This is a genomic window from Haloglomus irregulare, assembly GCF_007421925.1.
Lineage (GTDB): Archaea > Halobacteriota > Halobacteria > Halobacteriales > Haloarculaceae > Haloglomus > Haloglomus irregulare.
On the sequence record NZ_QMDX01000011.1, the window covers coordinates 45,509 to 65,283 of the forward strand.

18 protein-coding genes and 1 pseudogene are annotated in these 19,775 nt (G+C 70.2%); 7 read left to right on the forward strand and 12 right to left on the reverse strand.

Annotation, left to right across the window (positions count from 1 at the left end):
* Positions 1-82: 82 nt before the first annotated feature.
* The 3 genes from meaB to DP107_RS14825 all read right to left on the reverse strand — a co-directional run bounded on the left by meaB (position 83) and on the right by DP107_RS14825 (position 2,513).
* Positions 83-1,228, reverse strand: coding sequence for a methylmalonyl Co-A mutase-associated GTPase MeaB (gene meaB / locus DP107_RS14815; RefSeq protein WP_144262921.1), 1,146 nt, complete (start codon positions 1,226-1,228; stop codon positions 83-85).
* Complete coding sequence (locus DP107_RS14820; RefSeq protein WP_144262922.1) at positions 1,228-1,650, reverse strand: cobalamin B12-binding domain-containing protein; 423 nt, start codon at positions 1,648-1,650, stop codon at positions 1,228-1,230. Before DP107_RS14820 ends, meaB begins: the two co-directional genes overlap by 1 nt.
* A gap of 191 nt (positions 1,651-1,841) precedes the next feature.
* The gene (locus DP107_RS14825) at positions 1,842-2,513 is read right to left on the reverse strand and encodes a metallophosphoesterase family protein (protein ID WP_144262923.1); all 672 of its coding nucleotides are present in this window, start codon (positions 2,511-2,513) and stop codon (positions 1,842-1,844) included.
* Positions 2,514-2,648: 135 nt separating this feature from the next.
* Here DP107_RS14825 and DP107_RS14830 point away from each other — a divergent pair, with 135 nt between their 5' ends.
* The 4 genes from DP107_RS14830 to DP107_RS14845 all read left to right on the forward strand — a co-directional run bounded on the left by DP107_RS14830 (position 2,649) and on the right by DP107_RS14845 (position 7,326).
* Positions 2,649-3,674 carry an amidohydrolase family protein gene (locus tag DP107_RS14830; RefSeq protein WP_144262924.1) on the forward strand — a complete coding sequence of 342 codons (1,026 nt, stop codon included), beginning with the start codon at positions 2,649-2,651 and terminating at the stop codon, positions 3,672-3,674.
* Between the two features lie 142 nt (positions 3,675-3,816).
* The gene (locus tag DP107_RS14835; protein ID WP_144262925.1) at positions 3,817-4,611 is read left to right on the forward strand and encodes a class I fructose-bisphosphate aldolase; all 795 of its coding nucleotides are present in this window, start codon (positions 3,817-3,819) and stop codon (positions 4,609-4,611) included.
* Complete coding sequence (locus DP107_RS14840; RefSeq protein ID WP_144262926.1) at positions 4,612-5,499, forward strand: class 1 fructose-bisphosphatase; 888 nt, start codon at positions 4,612-4,614, stop codon at positions 5,497-5,499. It abuts the gene before it with no gap.
* A 108-nt stretch (positions 5,500-5,607) separates the two neighbouring features.
* Complete coding sequence (locus DP107_RS14845; RefSeq protein ID WP_144262927.1) at positions 5,608-7,326, forward strand: acyl-CoA carboxylase subunit beta; 1,719 nt, start codon at positions 5,608-5,610, stop codon at positions 7,324-7,326.
* Between the two features lie 33 nt (positions 7,327-7,359).
* Here DP107_RS14845 and DP107_RS14850 read toward each other — a convergent pair whose 3' ends face one another.
* Positions 7,360-8,292 (reverse strand): glycosyltransferase, encoded by a 933-nt coding sequence (locus DP107_RS14850; RefSeq protein ID WP_144262928.1) that lies wholly within the window; start codon positions 8,290-8,292, stop codon positions 7,360-7,362.
* 168 nt (positions 8,293-8,460) lie between these two features.
* Here DP107_RS14850 and DP107_RS14855 point away from each other — a divergent pair, with 168 nt between their 5' ends.
* A complete protein-coding gene (locus DP107_RS14855) occupies positions 8,461-9,414 on the forward strand; it encodes a glycosyltransferase family 2 protein (RefSeq protein WP_144262929.1) in 954 nt (317 codons plus the stop codon).
* Positions 9,415-9,519: 105 nt separating this feature from the next.
* On the opposite strand, the gene DP107_RS14860 is transcribed toward DP107_RS14855, so the two are convergent.
* The 3 genes from DP107_RS14860 to cyaB all read right to left on the reverse strand — a co-directional run bounded on the left by DP107_RS14860 (position 9,520) and on the right by cyaB (position 12,337).
* Positions 9,520-10,326, reverse strand: a complete 807-nt coding sequence (locus DP107_RS14860) for an enoyl-CoA hydratase/isomerase family protein (RefSeq protein WP_144262930.1) — start codon at positions 10,324-10,326, stop codon at positions 9,520-9,522.
* A gap of 135 nt (positions 10,327-10,461) precedes the next feature.
* A complete protein-coding gene (locus tag DP107_RS14865) occupies positions 10,462-11,667 on the reverse strand; it encodes a methionine adenosyltransferase (RefSeq protein ID WP_144262931.1) in 1,206 nt (401 codons plus the stop codon).
* A 73-nt stretch (positions 11,668-11,740) separates the two neighbouring features.
* The gene (gene cyaB / locus DP107_RS14870; RefSeq protein ID WP_144262932.1) at positions 11,741-12,337 is read right to left on the reverse strand and encodes a class IV adenylate cyclase; all 597 of its coding nucleotides are present in this window, start codon (positions 12,335-12,337) and stop codon (positions 11,741-11,743) included.
* 117 nt (positions 12,338-12,454) lie between these two features.
* Here cyaB and DP107_RS14875 point away from each other — a divergent pair, with 117 nt between their 5' ends.
* On the forward strand, positions 12,455-13,516 hold the full coding sequence (locus DP107_RS14875; RefSeq protein WP_144262933.1) for an FKBP-type peptidyl-prolyl cis-trans isomerase: 1,062 nt from the start codon (positions 12,455-12,457) through the stop codon (positions 13,514-13,516).
* Positions 13,517-13,933: 417 nt separating this feature from the next.
* Here the strand turns inward: DP107_RS14875 and mptA are convergent, their stop codons facing one another.
* Entirely contained in the window at positions 13,934-14,869 is a 936-nt protein-coding gene (mptA, locus tag DP107_RS14880) for a GTP cyclohydrolase MptA (RefSeq protein WP_144262934.1), read from the reverse strand.
* 93 nt (positions 14,870-14,962) lie between these two features.
* Positions 14,963-15,686: pseudogene (locus DP107_RS14885) on the reverse strand (NAD(+)/NADH kinase); the annotation flags it as partial.
* Positions 15,687-15,780: 94 nt separating this feature from the next.
* Between DP107_RS14885 and DP107_RS14890 the strand changes: the two are divergent.
* Complete coding sequence (locus DP107_RS14890; RefSeq protein WP_144262935.1) at positions 15,781-16,737, forward strand: KaiC domain-containing protein; 957 nt, start codon at positions 15,781-15,783, stop codon at positions 16,735-16,737.
* 1 nt (position 16,738) lies between these two features.
* On the opposite strand, the gene DP107_RS14895 is transcribed toward DP107_RS14890, so the two are convergent.
* From DP107_RS14895 to DP107_RS14905, 3 genes are all read right to left on the reverse strand, one after another.
* A complete protein-coding gene (locus tag DP107_RS14895) occupies positions 16,739-17,416 on the reverse strand; it encodes a DUF7411 family protein (protein ID WP_144262936.1) in 678 nt (225 codons plus the stop codon).
* A 1-nt stretch (position 17,417) separates the two neighbouring features.
* The gene (locus DP107_RS14900) at positions 17,418-17,768 is read right to left on the reverse strand and encodes a DNA-binding protein (RefSeq protein WP_144262937.1); all 351 of its coding nucleotides are present in this window, start codon (positions 17,766-17,768) and stop codon (positions 17,418-17,420) included.
* Between the two features lie 90 nt (positions 17,769-17,858).
* Positions 17,859-19,679: an ABC1 kinase family protein gene (locus DP107_RS14905; protein WP_238330895.1), complete on the reverse strand. Its 1,821-nt coding sequence runs from the start codon at positions 19,677-19,679 to the stop codon at positions 17,859-17,861.
* Positions 19,680-19,775: the final 96 nt, after the last annotated feature.

Genomic DNA, 19,775 nt, shown 5'->3' on the forward strand with positions numbered 1-19,775 from the left:
CCGGGCGGTTAAATCGTACCGACGGGGACCGGCGACGCTCGGATGAGGGGTCGCCGCCGGTCGGGCGCGACCGTCCCCGTGTCTACTCCTGCTCCGGGTGGTCCCGGAGCGGGCCGACCACTTCGTCGGCGACGGTGTAGGGGTCGGTCTCGCGGGCGACGACGTCGTCGACGAACGAGTCGATACCGCCCCGGGCCTCGAGCTCGCGCTCCAGCAGTTCACGGGTGTCCTCCCGGAGGAGGCGGCGGATCTCGGCGGCGTAGCGGGCGCGGGCCTTCGCCTGCAGTTCGCCGGTCCGCTCGAGATAGGAGCGGTGCTCGCCCAGCGTCTCGAGGAACTCGTCGAGCCCCTCGCCGCTCTTGGCCACGGTCTGGACGACGGGTGGCACCCAGGCCTCACCCCCCTCGACCTCGACGGTGCCGCCGTGGCGCGCCGAACGCCCCGGCGTCCCGGCGCTGCCCGGACCGGTGATCTCACTGGTCGGGTCCGGCGTGTCGTCATCGTCGTCCATCCCGCCGGCGTCCGGGCCGTGGTGGCCAGTGGCGTCGGTCCCGGCGCCGCTGTAGCCACCGGTCCCGGCGGCGGGCGAGGCGTCGCGCATCATTATCATCTCCTTCAGCTCGGAGACGGTGCGGTCGGCGCCGTCCAGGTCGGCCTTGTTGACGACGAACACGTCGCCGATCTCGAGGATGCCGGCCTTCAGCATCTGCACGTCGTCGCCCGAAGAGGGCGGGACCAGCACGGCCACGGTGTCGGCCGTCCGGACGATGTCGATCTCGTTCTGGCCGGCGCCGACCGTCTCGACGATGACACGGTCCTTGCCGAACGCGTCCAGGGCCTTCACCGCGTCCGTGGTGGCCGTGGAGACGCCGCCGAGCTGGCCGCGGGCGGACATCGACCGGAAGAAGACGTCCATGTCGCCCACGTTGCTCGCCATCCGGATGCGGTCGCCGAGGACGGCGCCACCAGTGAACGGCGAGGACGGGTCGATGGCGATGACCCCCACCGTGAGCCCGCGGTCGCGGTACTCGGCGGCCATCTTATCGACCAACGTCGACTTGCCCGCGCCGGGCGAGCCCGTGATGCCGATGACCTCGGCGTTGCCGGTGTGCGCGTGGAGCTCCCGGACGAGGTCGCGATAGCCGGGCGAGCGGTTCTCGATCTTGGTGATGACCCGCGCGAGGGCCCGATGCTTGCCGTCGAGCAGGTCCTGGATGAGTTCGCCCATTATCGGCGGGGCGCGTTCTCGCGGATGAAGTCGATGGTCTCCTGCATCGACGCCCCGGGACCGAATATCTCGGCGACGCCGGACTCCCGCAGTTCCGGCCGGTCCTCCTCCGGGACGATGCCGCCCACGATGACCAGCGTGTCATCGAGCGCGCCGTACTCCTCCAGCCCCTCCATGATCTTCGGGACGAGCGTGTTGTGTGCGCCCGAGAGGATGGAGATACCCAGGACGTCCACGTCCTCCTGGACCGCGGCCTGGACGATCTCGTCGGGGGCCTTATGCAGGCCGGAGTAGATGACCTCGAAGCCGGCGTCCCGGAACGCCCGTGCGATGACGTGTGCACCGCGGTCGTGGCCATCGAGTCCGACCTTGGCGACGAGACAGCGGATGGTGCGCTGCTCGGGGTCCTGTTCCGTGCTCATACACCCCACTGCGTCCGGGGAGTGTTTGACTCTGACGGAGCCTCCGGGCGGGGCCGCTCCGCTTGCACTGGCACAAGCACGCTTGTGATGTGGGCAGGCGCCTCGCCCGCGGTGGCCGAGGCTCGCGGGACGTTATTCGACAATACGGGACATTGCTGTAGAAAATCACACGTTCGGCATTTATGACGGGATTATCGCCCCTGAGCGAGCCGGTCGGCGGTTCGGCTCGGGAGCCCCGCCTCCCGGCAGGCAGCCTGGACGGCCCCGATATCGTACTCGACACGGTGGCAGTGGGCGACCATCGGGTCCGGGTCGGTGTCGACGACGGCGTACGCCGCACGGGGGTCCTCGTCCCGGGGCTGGCCGACGCTCCCCGGGTTCAGGACGAGCCGGCCGTCGACGGTCGCCTCGTGCTGGATATGCGTGTGGCCGAGGATGCAGGCGTCGTAGTCGTCGAGATAGGGCCGCATCTGCGGAAAGGAGTGGGGGCGGACGTACTCGTCGACGTGCTCGGGGTGGTCGTGGACCAGCAGGACGCGGTCGTCTGCGAGTTCGGCCGTCCGGGGGAGCGAGCGGAGCCACTCGCGCTGGGGCGCCGGGAGCCGCTCGGAGGCGAGCTTCAGTCCCTCGTGGGCCATCGTGTTCATCGAGTAGCGGTTCGGCGTGTCCACGTTCCGGTCGTGGTTCCCCTCGACGGTCGCGGCGCAGTGCTCGCGGACCAGCTCGACGCACTCGGCCGGCCACGGGCCGTAGCCGACCACGTCGCCCGCACAGACCAGCCGGTCGACCGGCGGCATGTCGTCGAGAACCGCCGCCAGCGCGACGCGGTTCGCGTGGACGTCCGAGATGACCCCGAGTCGCATGGGCGGACTTACCGCCGGCCGCGGTAACGGTCTTCCGGTGGTCCGGGCGGGGCGAACAGTTTGCCGTGCGTCAAGCCGCCCGGGCCGGCCGCGCGCTCCACCGGACACATATGCCCTCGCCCCGCTCTATCGCGCATGGAGGAGATCGAGGGGACCGTCCTCGCCGGGCGCTCGTTCGAGCCGGTCCACGGCCGTGTCGTCGTGGATGCGGGTCGCATCACGGCCGTCGAGGAGACGCGAGGGTCGGACGAGGACCCCGAGCGCATCGTCCTGCCCGCGTTCGTCAACGCCCACACCCACATCGGCGACTCCGTCGCGAAGGAGGCGGCCAACGGACTCGGCCTGGAGGCGGCCGTGGCCCCACCGGACAGCCTGAAGCACCGGCGGCTGTCGGCGGCCGACAACGGGACGCTGGTCGAGGCGATGCGTCGGACAGGGCGGTTCATGCAGCGGACCGGCACCGCGGCGTTCCTCGACTTCCGCGAGTTCGGCGTCGAGGGCGCCCGGGCACTCCGCGAGGCCGCCGAGGGGCTCGACATCGAGGCGTTCGTCTTCGGGAGCGGGGACCCCGAGGTCCTGGACGTGGCCGACGGATACGGTGCCAGCGGCGCGAACGACAACGACTTCGCCGCGGAGCGGGCGGCCGCCAGGGAGCGGGGCGTGCCGTTCGCCATCCACGCCGGCGAGCCGGACGCGACCGACATCCACCCGGCACTGGACCTGGCGCCCGACCTGCTGGTCCACATGGTCCACGCCGAGGCCGAGCACCTGGAGCGGGTGGCCGACCAGGGGACCCCCATCGCGGTCTGTCCCCGCGCGAACCGCGTCCTCGGGGTCGGCCGGCCGCCCATCGGGACGCTGCTGGAGTACACCGATGTCGCGCTCGGCACGGACAACGTGATGCTGAACGCGCCGTCGATGTTCCGCGAGATGGAGTACACCGCCAAGACGTTCGGCCTCGACTCGGGGACGATCCTGCGGATGGCCACGACGGCGGGCGCCGAGGCGGTCGGCCTCGACTGCGGCGTCATCGAACCCGGGCGGCGGGCCGCGCTGCTGGTGCTCGATGCCGGTTCGGACAACCTCGCGGGCGTCGCGGACCCAGTCGACGCGGTGGTCCGGCGGGCGTCGGCGCTCGACGTCGAGCGCGTGGTCCGCTGAGCGGGTGGCCGGAGCCACGGGGACGCCGCCGGCGGTCGGCCGCCTCCGTTCGTCGGTGGCAGCCGTCGGGGCGGGGCCGGGGCTTCGTTCAGACGGTCGATGCCGGTAAATTCTTGGCCGGGTCGGCCGCACCAGCGCGTGTATGATTGATATCGACGATAGTCCGCTCTGTCGGGACGGGAAGGTGCTCATCCTCGCGTACGACCACGGCTTGGAGCACGGCCCGGTCGACTTCGAGGGGGTCCCAGGGAGCGCCGACCCCGGGCGCACGTTCGAGGCCGCGACCCACGACGCGGTCACGTCCGTCGCCGTCCAGAAGGGCGTCGCGGAGGCGTTCTACCCGTCCTACGAGGAGGACGTGGACCTGCTGCTGAAGCTCAACGGCACGTCGAACCTCTGGATGGGCGAGCCCGACTCCGCGGTGAACTGCACGGTCGACTACGCGTACGACATCGGCGCGTCCTCCGTCGGCTTCACGCTCTACGGCGGCTCCAACCACGAGATCGAGATGGCCGAGGAGTTCCGCGACGCACAGGAGGCCGCCCGCGAGCGCGACCTCCCGGTCGTGATGTGGTCGTACCCGCGCGGCCAGGGGCTGAAGAACGACACCGAGCCCGACACTATCGCCTACGCGGCCCGGCAGGCGCTGGAACTCGGCGCCGACGTGGCGAAGGTGAAGTACCCCGGCTCGAAGTCGGCCATGGAGCAGACCGTGCGGATGGCCGGCCCGACGAAGGTGGTCATGTCCGGCGGCTCAAAGACCACGGACCGGGAGTTCTTAGAGAGCGTGAAGGCCGTCATCGACGCCGGCGGGAAGGGCCTCGCCGTGGGCCGGAACGTCTGGCAGCGCGAGAACCCCCACCGCATCCTCGACGCGCTGGAGCAGGTCATCTTCGCCGAGTCGACCGTCGACGAGGCGCTCGCCGCCGCCGAGTAGATGTCCGGACCCGACGCCGACCACGCCCTCGCCCGGGCCGACGGGGCCATCGCGCGGGTCGTCCGGGCGGTCGCGCGGACGGCACCCGACGTCCGCGGGGGGCTCGCCGACCGGCGGATGTACGGGACGGGCGAGAACCCCAGCGGCGAGCAGCAGCTCGCGGCCGATGTCTACGCCGACGAACTGCTGGAGGAGCGGCTGCTGGCCATCGACGGCGTCGCGGGCTACGCCAGCGAGGAGCGCCCCGAGGTCGTCACGGCCGCCGACACGGACGGCGGCTACCACGTCGCTTGCGACCCGCTCGACGGCTCCTCGAACCTGAAGTCGAACAACGCCATGGGGACCATCTTCGGGGTCTACGACACCCCCCTCCCGGCCTCGGGGGCCCACATCGTCGCTGCGGGCTACGTGCTGTACGGGCCCATCACGACGCTCGCGCTCGCTGTCGGCGACCGCGCGAGCGAGTACGTCGTCCGCGACGGCGAGCCCGAACTCGACACCGCCGACGTGACCCTGCCCGCGGACCCGGTCGTCTACGGGTTCGGGGGCCGCGTCCCGGACTGGCCCGACGATTTCGCCGACTACGTCGCCTCCGTCGAACAGGAGCTGAAGCTCCGATACGGCGGCGCGATGATCGCCGACGTGAACCAGGTACTCACCTACGGCGGCGTGTTCGCCTACCCCGCGCTCGAGTCGGCGCCGGAGGGGAAGCTCCGCCTCGTCTTCGAGGGCGCACCCATCGGCTACCTCATGGCGGCCGCCGGCGGCGCCTCCTCGGACGGGGCCCGGTCACTGCTCGAGGTCGAACCGACGGACCTCCACCAGCGGGCCCCCCTGCATCTCGGCAGTACCGAGCTCATCGAGCGACTGGAGCGGACGCTCGACTGAACCGGTACCCGGGGTCTCGGGGGACCGCCCGCCGTCGATAAACCCTCAACGGACGGGGAGTTCCCGCGGATGGAAAGCCCTTTCTCCGGGCCGGGGGAGAGTCGCGGTATGAAGATACGCATCTCCGGGGGCGCCTCTGCCGAGGAGGCGGCGGCCATCGCGGACGCCTTCGCCCGGCACGAGGGGGGCGACACGGTGGAGGTGTACGTCGGCGACGCCGACGACCCCGCTGCGACCCACGAGGTGACCGAGTCCATCGACGACGGCAAGGAGCCGACCGAGCGCGAGCGGGAGCTGCTCGAACAGATCGAGACGATCCACAGCGGCGGGAAGGAGACGTACAAGGAGCGGCTCTCCGAGCAGGGCAAGCTGTTCGTTCGGGACCGCCTCGACCTCTGGTTCGGTGACGAGGCCGGGGCGGACTCCCGGCTCGGCTTCGAGGACGGCACCTTCGCCGAGTACGACGCCGACGACACCCTCCCCGCCGACGGGTTGCTCACGGGCGCGGCCCGGTTCGAGGGCCGGGACCTGCATTTCATGGCCAACGACTACACCGTCAAGGCGGGGTCGATGGCCGAGAAGGGCGTCGAGAAGTTCCTCCGGATGCAGCAGCGCGCGCTCAAAACTGGCCGGCCGGTACTCTACCTGATGGACTCCTCGGGCGGCCGCATCGACCAGCAGTCCGGCTTCTTCGCCAACCGCGAGGGAATCGGGAAGTTCTACTACAACCACTCGATGCTCTCCGGGCGCGTCCCGCAGATCTGCGTCCTCTACGGCCCCTGCATCGCCGGTGCCGCGTACACGCCCGTCTTCGCCGACTTCACCGTCATGGTCCGCGGGATGAGCGCGATGGCCATCGCCTCCCCGCGGATGGTGAAGATGGTGACCGGCGAGGACATCGATCTGCAGGACCTGGGCGGGGCCGATATCCACGCCAAGCACTCCTCCTCGGCGGACCTCGTCGCCGAGAACGAGGAGCACGCCCGCGAACTGGTCGCCCAACTCGTCACCTACCTCCCCGACAACAGCGACGAGCAGCCCCCCCGGAGCGATCCGAAACCGCCGCAGTACGCGCCGAAGGGCATCGACGAGGTCGTCCCGCAGGACCCCAACCGTGCGTACGACATCCGCGACGTGACCGACCGCGTCGTCGACCGGAACTCGCTGTTCGAGCTGCAGCCGGAGTACGGCAGCGAGATCGTCACCGCCTTCGCGCGCATCGATGGCCGCCCAGTCGGTATCGTCGCCAACCAGCCCGACCAGCGCGCCGGCGCCATCTTCCCCGACGCCGCCGAGAAGGCTGCACAGTTCATCTGGAAGTGTGACGCCTACAACGTCCCGCTGCTGTATCTCTGCGACACGCCGGGGTTCATGGCCGGCTCGCAGGTTGAGAAGGAGGGGATCCTCGAACAGGGGAAGAAGATGATCTACGCCACCTCCTCGGCGACGGTGCCCAAACAGTGTGTCGTCGTCCGGAAGGCGTATGGCGCCGGCATCTACGCCATGTCGGGACCGGCGTACGACCCCGAATCGACGATCGCGCTCCCGTCGGGCGAGATCGCCATCATGGGGCCCGAAGCGGCCATCAACGCCGTCTACGCGAACAAGCTCGACGCCATCGACGACCCGGAGGAGCGGGCCGAGCGCGAGGCCGAGCTCCGCGAGGAGTTCCGCGAGGAGATCGACGTCCGGAAGATGGCCAGCGACGTGGTCATCGACGAGGTCATCCCGCCGAGCCGGCTGCGCGAACAGCTCGAACGACGCTTCGAGTTCTACGAGGGCATCGAGAAAAACCTGCCCGACAAGAAACACGGCACGATCCTGTAGCGCTGCCGCTCCTCGCCTCGGCGGACGACGCCCTCACCCGTCGAGTACCTCTACCGCGCCCGATTCCGGGAAGCGGTACCGGCGGCCGCCCCACTCGAACGTATCGGCGACCATCGCGGTGACCGTCAGCAGCGGGAGCAGGAGCACCCCGGCGGGGCTGAACAGGAAGTTCGCCCGCCCCAGACCCAGCCAGGCGTAGACGACCCCGAATCCGACAACCAGCGAGACGACCGTGCCGAGCGGGGACAGGAACCCCCCCACGAGCAGGAGGCTGCTGAGCTTCAGCCACGGCCACCAGCCCGAGTTCACGCCGACGATACGACCGAACCGGACCAGCCGGTGGTAGACCGCACGGTGGGTGCCGGGTACCGCCACCCGCATCACCAGCCCCCGGACGGCGTGGACCTCCGGCAGGCGCTCGGTGAGCAGGTAGTCGTCGCTCAGGACGGTTCGTAGCTCCGCGACGAACGCCGGGACCGGCACGGTCAGCTCCGACCGCGTGAACGTCACCCCGCCGCCCCACGCGGTGTCGGCGACGCCCCCGAACTGCAGGTAGCAGAGGACCGCGAACAGGGCCCCACACCAGGGTTCGAACGGCCGCCACCAGCCACCGCCGCCGAAGAAAGGGATCGCCGTCGCCGGGCCGTGGCGCTCCCCGGCGGCGACCAGCCGGTCCAGCCAATCCGGGTCCCGTTCGAAGTCGTCGTCGGTCCAGACGAACCGGTCGTGCCGTGCGCGGCGCATCCCGTGGGCGAGCGCATTGGCTTTCCCCGAGCAACCCTCCGGCTCGCCGGCGACCAGGATACGAACCCCCTCCGGCGGGTCGTGCCCGGCTACCGGGTCCCGTTCGCTGTCACAGACGACAAGCAGTTCATCGTCCGGCTTCAGCTGGGCCGCCAGCTGCTCGCAAGCCGTGTTCCACTCCATGGTCGGCAGCAGGACGCTCACCGGGTCGCGTTCCGTCATCTGGGTTCGACTAGGTGGTCGTGCCGTCACCGGTTAAACTACTCTCACGCGAGTCGTGGTGATTCCGGCGGGCGCGCGGTCGTGGCGTCCGACCAGGAGCCCAACGAACGCCCCGCCCGAGGCCGAATTCAGTATCGTTTTGCGCCCGGAGGACGTATCCGAATCCGGATGGATGACCACGAGCGGCCCTCGGTCAGCGTCATCCTGCCGACCCGGGAGTGGGGCGTCGCCTGCGAGCAACTATCGGCCCAATTGGCACCCGGTGATGAACTGCTTGTCGTCTGCGACACCGACACCGACCCGGTGGCTGCGCACGACCCGCCTGACCGGGTGCGTATCCTCGTCGCCGGCGAACCCGCCGGGTGTGCGGCCAAGGCCAACGCCGTCGCCCACGGGATGGAGCGCGCGAGGAACGACCGGTTCGTCTGGGCCGACGATGACTACGAGCGTCGCTCCGACTGGCTGGACCAGCTGGTCCGGATGGGCGAGGCTCATGGCCCGGCGGCCTTCGAGCCACTGCTGGTCAGCGAGGGTCCATGGTTCAAATTGCTTGAGCCGATGCTCGCCACCAGCTACGCCCTGTACGATTGCTACCGGGACGGGGGAGCGGGCGGCTACCCGTGGGGTGGCGGCGTGACGTTCGCTCGCGAGGACCTACAGGGGTCGGTCGACCGGCTCTGTGGCGAACTCAGGCAGTGCATCAGCGACGACAACGCACTGGAGAACCACCTGCTGGACACGCACGCGCCACGCGACTGGTCAGTCCGGGTGCCGGTCCCGGGGACGCTCGGGGACACGGTCAACCGGGTGACCCGCTGGATGCGTGCCCACCACGCAAGGTTCGACAACACCCGCAACCTGGCGACGGCGCTCCTGCTGACCGGCCTTGGCCTCCTCTTCGCCCCCGTGGTTGCGCCGCTGGTGACCGTCACGGCGGCGCTTAGCTATCGCCGGCTCGGCTACGACCGCTGGACGTTCCTGCTCGCATACCCGGGACTGCTCGTGCTGCCCGTCGTCCCGGCCCTCGGCCTCCTGTTCAGCGAGTTCACCTGGGGGAGTCGACGGTACCGGCTCGACGGCCTGTACGACATCGAGGTGCGAGACGCGGAGGGCGACGGGTAAGCCGAGACACCGCAACCGGGCCTATGGTCGTCGCTCCGGCCGACGGCCGCTTCGCGACAGCGACGGCCGTGGCTAACACGAGGGCGAGACGCAGGGGTCGGGCACTCACTCCCGTGGCCACTCGTCGGCCGCCAGCGGCTCCCCGTCGAGGAACGCGGCGATGCCCTCGCGGGCGTCATCGGTTGCACAGAGGGCCGCGAAATGCTGGTTCGACCGGTCCAGCGCCTCCCCGTACGCCATCCCGGCGAGTTCGCCGATGGCCGCCTTCCCCCGTCGCAGGGCCTCCGGGCTCTTGGCGGCCATCGTTTCGGCGAGGTCCATCGCGACCCTCAGGTGCTCGTCGGTGGGCGCGACGCGGTTCACGAGCCCCCACTCGTGGGCCGTCTCGGCGTCGATGAGGTCGCCGGTGAGGAGCAGTTCCGTCGCGCGCTTGCGCGGGAGTGCCGCCAGCAGCGGGACGGCCGGGCCCATGCAGAACAGACCGACCTTCGGTGCCGTCGCGCCGAGCATCGTCCCCGTGGCGGCCACCGCGAGGTCACAGGCCGCGACGAGTCCGATACCGTTGGCCGCGGCGTGACCGTGCGCGGCCGCGACGACGGGCGTCCCCAGTTCGTGGATGGTGTGGAACGGCCCCTCCATCCGCGCGACCCACTCCTCGTGCTCAGCCTCGCTGGCGTCGGGGTCGTACTCCGAGAGGTCGATGCCCGCGGAGAACGCGTCGCCGGCGCCATCGATGACGATGGCGCGGACGTCCTCGGTCCCGTTGAGGTCCCGGAGTGCCTCGTCCAGTTCCGCCGCGAGGCCCGTGCTGAACGTGTTCATCGCCTCGGGTCGGTCGAGCGTGATCCGGCCGACGTGGCCCTCCTGTCCGACGGTGACTGCGTCGTAGCCCGAATACGTGCCGGTGCTCATGTGCCGCACTATCGACGGGATGTGACTTAAATTCGGAGGCTTCCCGGCGTCCGGACAGAGGACGCTGACCGGCCGGCGCCGTCGATATACCGCACCGGGCGAGGGCGAGCGCGGGGGCCACCCGGGGGGGAGCTCTCAGAAGGTGGCCAGCTCCCCGTCGATGACCCGCTCAGTGATGCTCGTGACGTCCGCGAGTTCACGATCGATGATGCGGGCCACGTCGGCCTCGATGTCGGCGACGGAGACGCCCTCTGCTGTGACGAGCGAGGCGTCGGCGACGTGGGGGTCATCGATCGGTTCGCCGATCTGACTGAGCAGGCGGACGCGGATCTCCCGGATGCCGGTCACCTCGTCGACGACGCTGCGGGCGATCTCCGTCGAGAGGAGGTTGTAGATCTTCCCGATGTGGTTGACGGGGTTCTTTCCGGAGGTCGCCTCCATGCTCATCGACCGGTTCGGGGTGATGAGGCCGTTAGAGCGGTTCCCGCGGCCGACGGAGCCATCGTCGCCCTGCTCGGCGCTGGTGCCGGTCGTGGTGAGGTAGATGGAACCCTCGTCGTAGTCGTCGGCCGTGTTGACGTGAACGCGGACGTCGCGGTCCGTGATATCCGCCGCGAGGTCGTGCACGTACCCGCGGATGCCGGAGACGACGTCGTCGTATGCATCGAGGTCCGCGACGTAGCTGTCGACGACGGCGGCCGCGACGGTCACGTCGATGTGGTCGTCCTCGCGCTTGCCCATCACCTTGATATCCGGGCCGACGGCCGGCTCCTCCTCGGCGTACGGGCCGTTGAGCCGTCGCTCGGTCTCCAGCACGACCTGCTCGGTCTCCGTGAGTGGGGCGTGCCCGACGCCGAACGAGGTGTCGTTGGCCATCGGCATCCGTCGGCCCTCGTCGTCGAAGACGCCCTGCAGGTCGCCGCTCCCCTCGCCCAACTTCACGTCGACCACGACGTCCGTCCCGAAGGCGAGTTCGGGGAACTGCTCCGCGAGGTAGTCCCGGGCGGCACGGAGTGCGATGGTCTCGGTCGGGATCTTCCGTCCCCCGTACTCCTTCGTGGCTCGACCGGTGATGAGGAGGTAGATCGGTTCCAGAACCTCGCCGCCGCCGAAGGCGGGGGCCGCGTTCCCCGCCACCAGCTGCGTCTCGTCCGTGTTGTAGTGCAGCACCTCGCCCACCCGGTCGAGATACTCGCGGGCGAGCGCCCCGGAGACGGCCTCCGCGATGCCGTCGCAGATCGAGTCGGGATGGCCGAGTCCCTTCCGCTCGACGATCTCCACCTCCTGGTCCTCCACAGCGCGGCCCACGACGGGCTCAACACGGATGTTCCGGTCGGTCATTGTCTTCCGGTATCCCTGGGGCAGTCGTATAACTTACGGAAACATCGGACCGCGAATTGATTACCGCTGGGCATCACACTGGCCGTTCGGGGTCGTCTGCCCCGTCGTCGGCCAGCAACAGGCCCAGGTAGGAGGTCCGGATTCCCGCGTCCGGGTCGAGGCCCAGCTCCTCCATGACCGCGACGGCGCCCTCGCGTGCGGTCTCGACGTTCCCGGCGTCGGTCTCGGTCTCCACCTCGACGAACTCGCCGAGCCCGTCGACCCGGTCCAGCGTGACGGTGTAGTCCTCGAACTCGTGGAACCGGCGGTCCTTCTCGACGGTCGCGGCGGGCTCGAACCCGAGCCCCGAGAGGATGCCCTCGGCCGCCGCGTCGTCGGCGACGACGGTCTCGTGCTCCCGGCGCGTCTTGGACTCGGCCTCCACCAGCGGCCCCTTGTAGGTGAGTTTCGTCGTCGCCTCGCCGCCCCCGTCGCCCCCGTCGCCGTCCGCGGGAATGGCGGTCTGTCGCCGGAGCCGGAGCGCCTCGTCCGTGCTCGCGAAATCCCGATGCGGGGCGTCGTAGTAGGTGTCCACCTGGCGCACCCGGCCGGCGTCGGTCGCGCCGACCGCGGCCAGTCGCTCGCGGACCCGGTCGTGGTCCGCGCGGACCTTCAGCTCCACTTCGTACATGTACGAGGGGAACGGGGCGGCCGGCAAAAACACCCCGGTGGGGCCGGGCGCCGAAGGAATCGCGGGCTGCAGGCCCGAAACGTGACCGTTAAGGGTGCGTCGGGAGTCGGTCGTGCCATGAGCGACGAATCCGACGAGACCGTCGAGGAGACGGGAGCCGAGACCGAGGCCGAGACCCCCGAGGACGCCGCGGCCGAGGCCGACATCGACGCCGACGAGGCGTCCGGGGAACCCGCCGAGGGGCTCCAGGAGGGCGACTTCGTCCGTATCGACTACACCGCCCGGACGGTCGAGGGCGACCAGCTGGTCGACACCACCGACCCCGAGGTCGCCGAGGAGGAGGGCGTCGGGGACCAGGGCACCTTCGAGCCTCGCGTGGTCGTGCTCGGCTCCGGCCACCTGTTCGAGTCCGTTGAGGACGCCATCATCGGCCACGAGGTCGGCGAGTCCGGCTCCGTCGTTATCGGCGCCGAGGAGGCGTTCGGCGAGTACGACGAGGAGCGCGTCCGCACCGTCTCCGCCGACAAGATCGACGAGGACGACCGCTACCCCGGCGCCCGCGTCCAGATCGACGGCGAGCAGGGCGTGCTGGAGACCATCATCGGCGGCCGCGCCCGCGTCGATTTCAACCACCCCCTCGCCGGCGAGGAGATCGAGTACGACTTCGAGGTCCTCGAGGCGGTCACCGACGAACTCGAACAGGCACAGGGCCTGCTCGGGATGTTCCTCGACATGGAGCTGGAGATGGACCTCGAGACCGACGAGGTCGAGGAGACCCGCGTCGAACAGCCCGACGAGGACGGAGAGGCGTCGGAGACGCCTCAGGCAGGCGGCGAAGCCGTCGACGCCGATGATGATGCCGAACCCGAGACGGTCACGGAGACCGTCGAGAAGCGCACCCTCTACGTCGAGTCCACCCCGCAGCTCGGGATGAACCAGCAGTGGATGATGCAGAAGACCCAGATCGCCCAGGAAATCATCGACAAGACCGACGTCGACCGCCTCATCGTCCAGGACGTCCTCGATGGCTCCGGCGGCATGATGGGCGGCATGGGCGGCATGATGGGCGGCATGGGCGGCGGCGCGCCCGGCGGCGAGGACGTCGACGAGGCCGACATCGAGGCCGCGCTGGAGGAGGCCGACATCGACGCCGACGAGATCGCCGAGGAGATCGAATAGCGCCGTTTCGGCCTCGGTGGCCTTCGGCCGCCTGCGGGCACCGGCCGGCTATCTGATCGCCGGCGGAGCCGACGGTCCGCTCGGCGGGAGGCCGCTCAGTATCCCGGCACTCGGGCGCTGCGCGCCCTCGTGCCGGTGAGACCGCGCTCACTCCGCCCGCGCGGTACGCAAACAGGAGTCGCATTGGCGGGCGCTTCGGACTTCGACTTCCTCTTTCCCCTCGAGGCGGTATATCAGTAGTATAGGCCATACATGATATGTAACTGCCGCGTAATCCATCAGTACAGTCCTGAGCGGAACTACATCGAGAATAAGATTTCAATCGTAGAGATAACCCCCCGATGCCTGTCGCGCGGACGCCGCTGGCGGGAGGTCGTCCCGCGGCCCGTCGAACCCGGAGCGAGCGCTATCGCGGACTTATCGCCTGATGTCGCCGCGCAGCTCCTCCTTCAGGCTGGAGAACTCCGCCACGCGCTCGGCGTGGGCGTTGTGCTGGTGGATGGACTCGTCGTTGGACTGCTTCATCGTCACGATGGCGTCGTCGGGGAGGTCGAAGCGTTCGACGGTGCCCTCGGCGAGCGACCGGACGCAGTCCTCCACGAACTTCGCGTTCGAGTGGGACTCGTAGGTCATGTGGTCCTCGTCCGGCCGCTTGGCCATGTTGTAGATGCGGGCGGACATCGAGTCCCGGGCCACGTCGATGAGGTCCTCGAGGTCGACGTCGGGGGACCCCGCGCTGCGGACCGAGAGGGTGGCGTGGCCGCGCTGGGAGTGACCCGGCTGGGGTACCTCCTCGAGGAACTCGTCGATGACGTCATCGTCGACCCGGAGGCCCTCCAGCGTCTCGCGGGCCCGGGCCTCGCTCATCCCCTGCGAGCAGGGGCAGACGGTCATCCCGGTGACGGTTGTGCCGATCTCCTCGTGGGTGCCGTCGCCGTTGGCGGTGGCGGCGGCGTGGATGTCGGCGGTGAACTGGGTCTGCCGGTCGCTGGCCGGCGTCGCCTCGCGCTGGACGTACTCGGCCTCCATCTGCACCTCCGCGCGGGAGGTGTATTCGTGGCGGCCGAGCAACCGCTCGGCGACATCGCCACAGACCTCCTCGACGCGGACGTGCCGGTCCTCGAGGGCCTCCTCGATGATCTCGTCGACGACCTCCATGTTCCGGCTCATGTCGATGCCCTTCCGCCACTTGGGCAGGTCGACGTACACCTCGAACTCGGCCATGAGGACGATGGGTCGGCGCTCGGCCCGGTCGAGCTTCACCAGCTTCTCGACACCTGTCACACCTACGCGGTTCAGTCCCACGCTCACCTCCGGACGCGACGCCTGCACGTCCGGGAGTTGCTGACTCATTAAAGCTCCTGAGGGGCGGGACGCTGTTAGCACTTACGACACCGGTGGTGCTCCGGCTCGGTTCCGTCCGGCGATTCGCCGCGAGCGGCCTCGATCCAGCCCCCCGAGCGCCGCGAAGAGGTCGAGCGGCGGCCCGGCCACCCGAAGCGGCTCGCTCGCGCGGCGGACCGTCGCGTCGCTGTCGGCGCCGAGCACGAGGGACGGCATCGGCGACCGCGCGCACGTCTCCGTCAGGACGAGCGCGTCAGCGGTAGGGTGGACCAGTGGGCTGCCCTCGCTGCGGTCGTAGGCCGTGCTACCGGCCGGCGTCGCGGCAAGCATCCCGTCGGCCTGACCGCCGGCGTACAGCGAGCCGTCGACCCGGATCTCCAGACCGACGCCGTTCGTGCGGCCCCGCTGGGGCCCCATGACACCGATCTCGATGAGTGCCGGCGCGAGCGACCAGCCCTCGCCCTCCGCGACGACGCGGGGGGGTTCATACACCGCGGGGGCCCCCGGTCAGGGATCTCCGAGTCGACGCCTCTGACCGTGTCGACGGCCTCCTCCGGCGGAACGGCGTCGAGGAAGCCGACCTCGGCCAGGATGACCTACAGCATCGGCGTCGTCCCGGCATCGCGTGCGGCGAACAGGACGGTGCCGTCGCCGCCGATACTCACGACGAGGTCCCGCTCATCCATCCGGTCGACCGGCATACCCGTCCCGGGTCCATCGCCCGCCTCGGCGGTGGCCCCGTCCGGCGCGACGGCCGCGTTCGGGACGGCCCGCGGACCCGCTCCGCGAGTTCGGCCGCTCGCGGGTTGTCGTGCCGGACCACGATGCCGAGGCTCGTGCGACGCCGATTCGACCACCGCCGATAGTACCCCCGCGAGACGCCGCGCGGGGGTCGGGGGTCCGTTCGCCGGGCAAGCTATATGCGTAGCGACAGTAGAAGACATCAGTATGAGCGCTCGCGTCCACTGTGGGGGGCCACCGTGAGCGACGACGGGGACGACGACTGGTTCGAGGGCGGCCTCGATGAGGAGGCCGCGTTCGAGGAGGGTGGTGCCGCCGGAGATGGGGGGCCGGGCAGCATGCCCGGTGGCCCGGGGGGTGGCGAGGAGCTGTTCGAGGAGGACTTCGCGTCGGCGTTCGAGGGCGGCTCCGGCAGCGGCTTCGACGAGGAGTTCGAGTCCGACATCCCCCGTATCGACCTGGGAATCGAGGGGCTCGACGAGATGATTCAGGGTGGCGTCCCGGAACGGTCGCTGCTGGTCGTCATCGGGTCGGCCGGGACCGGGAAGACCACCTTCGGCCTCCAGTTCCTCCAGCAGGGGCTCCAGGAGGGCGAGCGCACGGTCTACATCACGCTTGAGGAGTCCCAGGACGCCATCGTCGAGGCAGCCACCGAGAAGGGGTGGCCGTTCGAGGAGTACCTCGAGGACGACCGGCTCGCCATCGTCGACCTCGACCCGGTGGAGATGGCGAACTCCCTCACCTCCATCCGCGGGGACCTCCCCCGGCTCATCGACGATTTCGAGGCGGACCGGCTGGTGCTCGACTCCGTCTCACTGCTGGAGATGATGTACGACAGGCAGCCCGACCGCCGGACGGAGGTGTTCGACTTCACCAAGGCGCTCAAGCAGGCCGGCGTCACGACGATGGTGACCAGCGAGGCCGACCAGGACAACCCATACGCCTCCCGGCACGGCATCATCGAGTACCTCACCGACGGCGTCTTCGTCCTCCAGTACGTCCGCTCGGAGTTCCGCGAGACCCGGCTGGCGGTGGAGATACAGAAGATCCGGAACGCCAACCACTCCCGCGAGACCAAGCCGTACGAGATCACCAGCGAGGGGATCTCCGTCTACCAGCAGGCGAACATCTTCTGAGTCAGTCCCGCCGACCGACGACCCGTGACTGCGTGTGCTCGGGGAACAGCGCCGCGACACGCTCGGGCCCGTGTTCGTCGCGGATGACCGCCCGGATGGCGGTCTCGTAGTCCCCCTTGGCCAGCTCCTCGCTCGGGCCGACAGCGACCTCGAGTCGGGCCTCGGCCAGCCGGTCGACCGCGGCCCGACCGAACCCGCGCAGCGGCACGAGGTAGTCCAGTCCGTGGCGGTCCTCGAGGCTCCGGACCGCCGGCCGGTCGAGCCGCGGGGTCCGGTCGTCGCGACGGGTCCCGTCGGCGACGGTCGGGCGGACGTCGGATGCCGCGGCCACGGCCGACTCGGCGACCGCCTCCAGCGCCCGCTCGTGGACCGACTGGATGGCGCCCCGGGGGAAGCCGTCGGCCACCACTCGCTCGGCCGCCCCCCGGACCACGGATTCGGGGACGGAGACCACGCGATGGGGGAGGCCGAGCGCGTCCGCGGCCTCGTGACCGTGTTCGGTCCCGTCCGCCACGCCGCGGCCGGGCGCGGGCGCCGCGTCGACGCCGAACCCGACGGTGACGAGGGTGACGTCGTAGAACCGTTCCAGCAACAGCGCCGCCAGCGCCGAGTCCTTGCCGCCGCTGAAGAGGACCCAGACCGGCGGGTCGGGACCGTCCGCCCGGTCCGTCGGTGGCACGCTACCGCCGCTTGATGTCGAAGCTCTGCTCCTCGGGCTTGAGCTCTTGGAGGAGCTCCTTCATCTGCTCCTCGTCGATGCGGCCGTTGAGGCGGCCGGAGCGGTGGAGGGCGACGACCTGCTGTTCGACCTTCTCGGCGAACTCCGGCTTGCTCATCCGGATGGTGTTGAGCCGCTTGCGGGCGCCGTCAGTGAGTGCCTTCCGGAGCATCGCCTTCTTCTGGGCCTCGGCCTGCTGGCGCTGTGCCTCGGCAGCCTCCCCCTCGGCCCCGCCCTGACCGCCCTGCTGCTGCTTTAGCTCCTCCATCTTCTTCTGTCGCAGCTCCTCGATGTCTTCCTCGTTACCACTCATGGGCTCACGTTATGCCGTTCGCAGGAAAACCGTTTCGCCGCGGTGAACTGTCGGTGCCGCCCCGCGGACGGACGCGGAGCCGTGGCCGGCTCACTCCTCGCGCTGGCGCTCGCGCATCCGCTGACGGGTGAACTGCGGCGTCGCGCTGACCGTCCGGTTCCGCCGGAACGACCAGACCACCAGCGCGAGCACCACGGCGGTCCCGCCCGCGGTCAACAGCAGTATCCGGGTGCCGACGACGTCGCGGAAGCCGTACGCGAGCGCGGTCATGACGACGCCGGTCGTGGCGAGGAGGCCCCCGAGGACCCGGTAGGCCAGCCGCCGGGCGACACCGCCCCCGTCCCGTACCGTGGCGGTGGCCTCGACGCTGCCGCTCGCCAGCCGGTCGAGGGCCCGCTCGGCGCCCGTCGGCGCCTGGAACAGCGCCAGCGCCACCCGGCCGGCCCGGTCCAGCCCGATCTCCAGCAGCTGTCGGGCGGACTCCCGGCCCTGCTCCTCCCGGATGTAGTCCGTCACCACCTCGATGAAGTCGAACTCGTCGTCGAGCGTGTAGCAGACCCCCTCCAGGATGGTCGAGGCGCGGACCATCAGCGCCAGGTCGCGGGGGAGCCGCATCGGGAACTCCCGGAGGGTCCCCTGGAACCCCTCGACGAGTTCCCGCACCTCGTTGACGTCGATCTCGCCGCCGCGGAGGTTGTCGAAGGCCAGCTGCATCCCGGCGCGCATGAACGCCCGGTCGGCGTCCGGGTCCAGCGCCCCCATCCCCTCGAACGCGTCGAGCACGCCCTCGATATCCTCGCTCGCGACCGCGACGTAGAACTCGAACAGCTCGTCGCGCCGCCGCTCGGAGAGCGTCCCCGTCAGCCCGAAGTCGTAGAACACCAGGGTGCCGTCGGCCTGGACCGCCAGGTTCCCCGGGTGCGGGTCCGCGTGGAAGACGCCGTCCTCGAGTATCATCCGGATGTACGTCCGGAGCAGCCGCTCGGCCAGCTCCGTCGTGTCGACGCCCATCGACCGGAGCGTCGAGACGTTGGAGATCTTCGTTCCCTCGACGTACTGGGAGACGATGACGCGGTCGGTCGTCAGCCCGGCGACGACCGGAGGGATGCGAACCCCCGGGTCGTCGGCGAAGTTCGCACGGACCAGTTCCTGCCGGCGCGCCTCGTGGGCGTAGTCCATCTCCTGGCGGATGGTGGCGGCGTACTCGTCGGCGAGGTTCTCCAGGGTGAACCGCTGGCCCGGCGGGGCCAGCCGCGTCACCAGCGGCAGCAGCGTTCGGATGATGCGCAGGTCCGCCTCCACTCGCGGCCGGACGCCCGGACGGAGCACCTTCACGGCCACGTCTGTCGGGCCACGCCCCGCGGCCCCGCCCTCGTCGAGTCTGGCGACGTACACCTGGCCGATGCTCGCGCCGCTGATGGGCTCGCGCTCGAACGCGGCGAACACCTCGTCGACGGGGCCGAGTTCGCCCTCCAAGACCTCGCGCGCTTCGGGCCACGGCGCCGGCGGGACGCGGTCCTGGAGCGCGGCCAGCTCCTCGACGTACGCCGGCGGAAGGACATCCGGGCGGGTCGACAGCATCTGACCGAACTTGATGAACGCCGGCCCCAGGTCCAGCAGCGTCTCGCGCAGCTTCCGCGCCCGTCGGCGGTCATCGGCCTCCGTGCGCTCGCGGCCGTCGCCGAACAGGAGCCACCGGCGACGGTCCCGCAGCAGCGCCACCGCGAACGGGAGGAAGGCCCCGAGCACCACGAAGAGCCGGTAGAGCGAGCGGAGTCGGGTCCGCAGTGGGAGGGAGTCGTCGCTGACGCCCCCGACGAGCTCCGGCTCGGGCAGTTCCGGGTCGAGGCCGTCGCTACCCGTGTCGACGCGTTCGCCCGGGCCACCCGGCGCGTCCGCCGCACTGCTCACACCCGGAGTCGGGTCCGGCGGCCGCATAAAGGGCCTGTTCGACCCATGACGGCGGTCGCCGCCTGGCCGTCAGTACCTGCGGCACCCGGGGCCGTC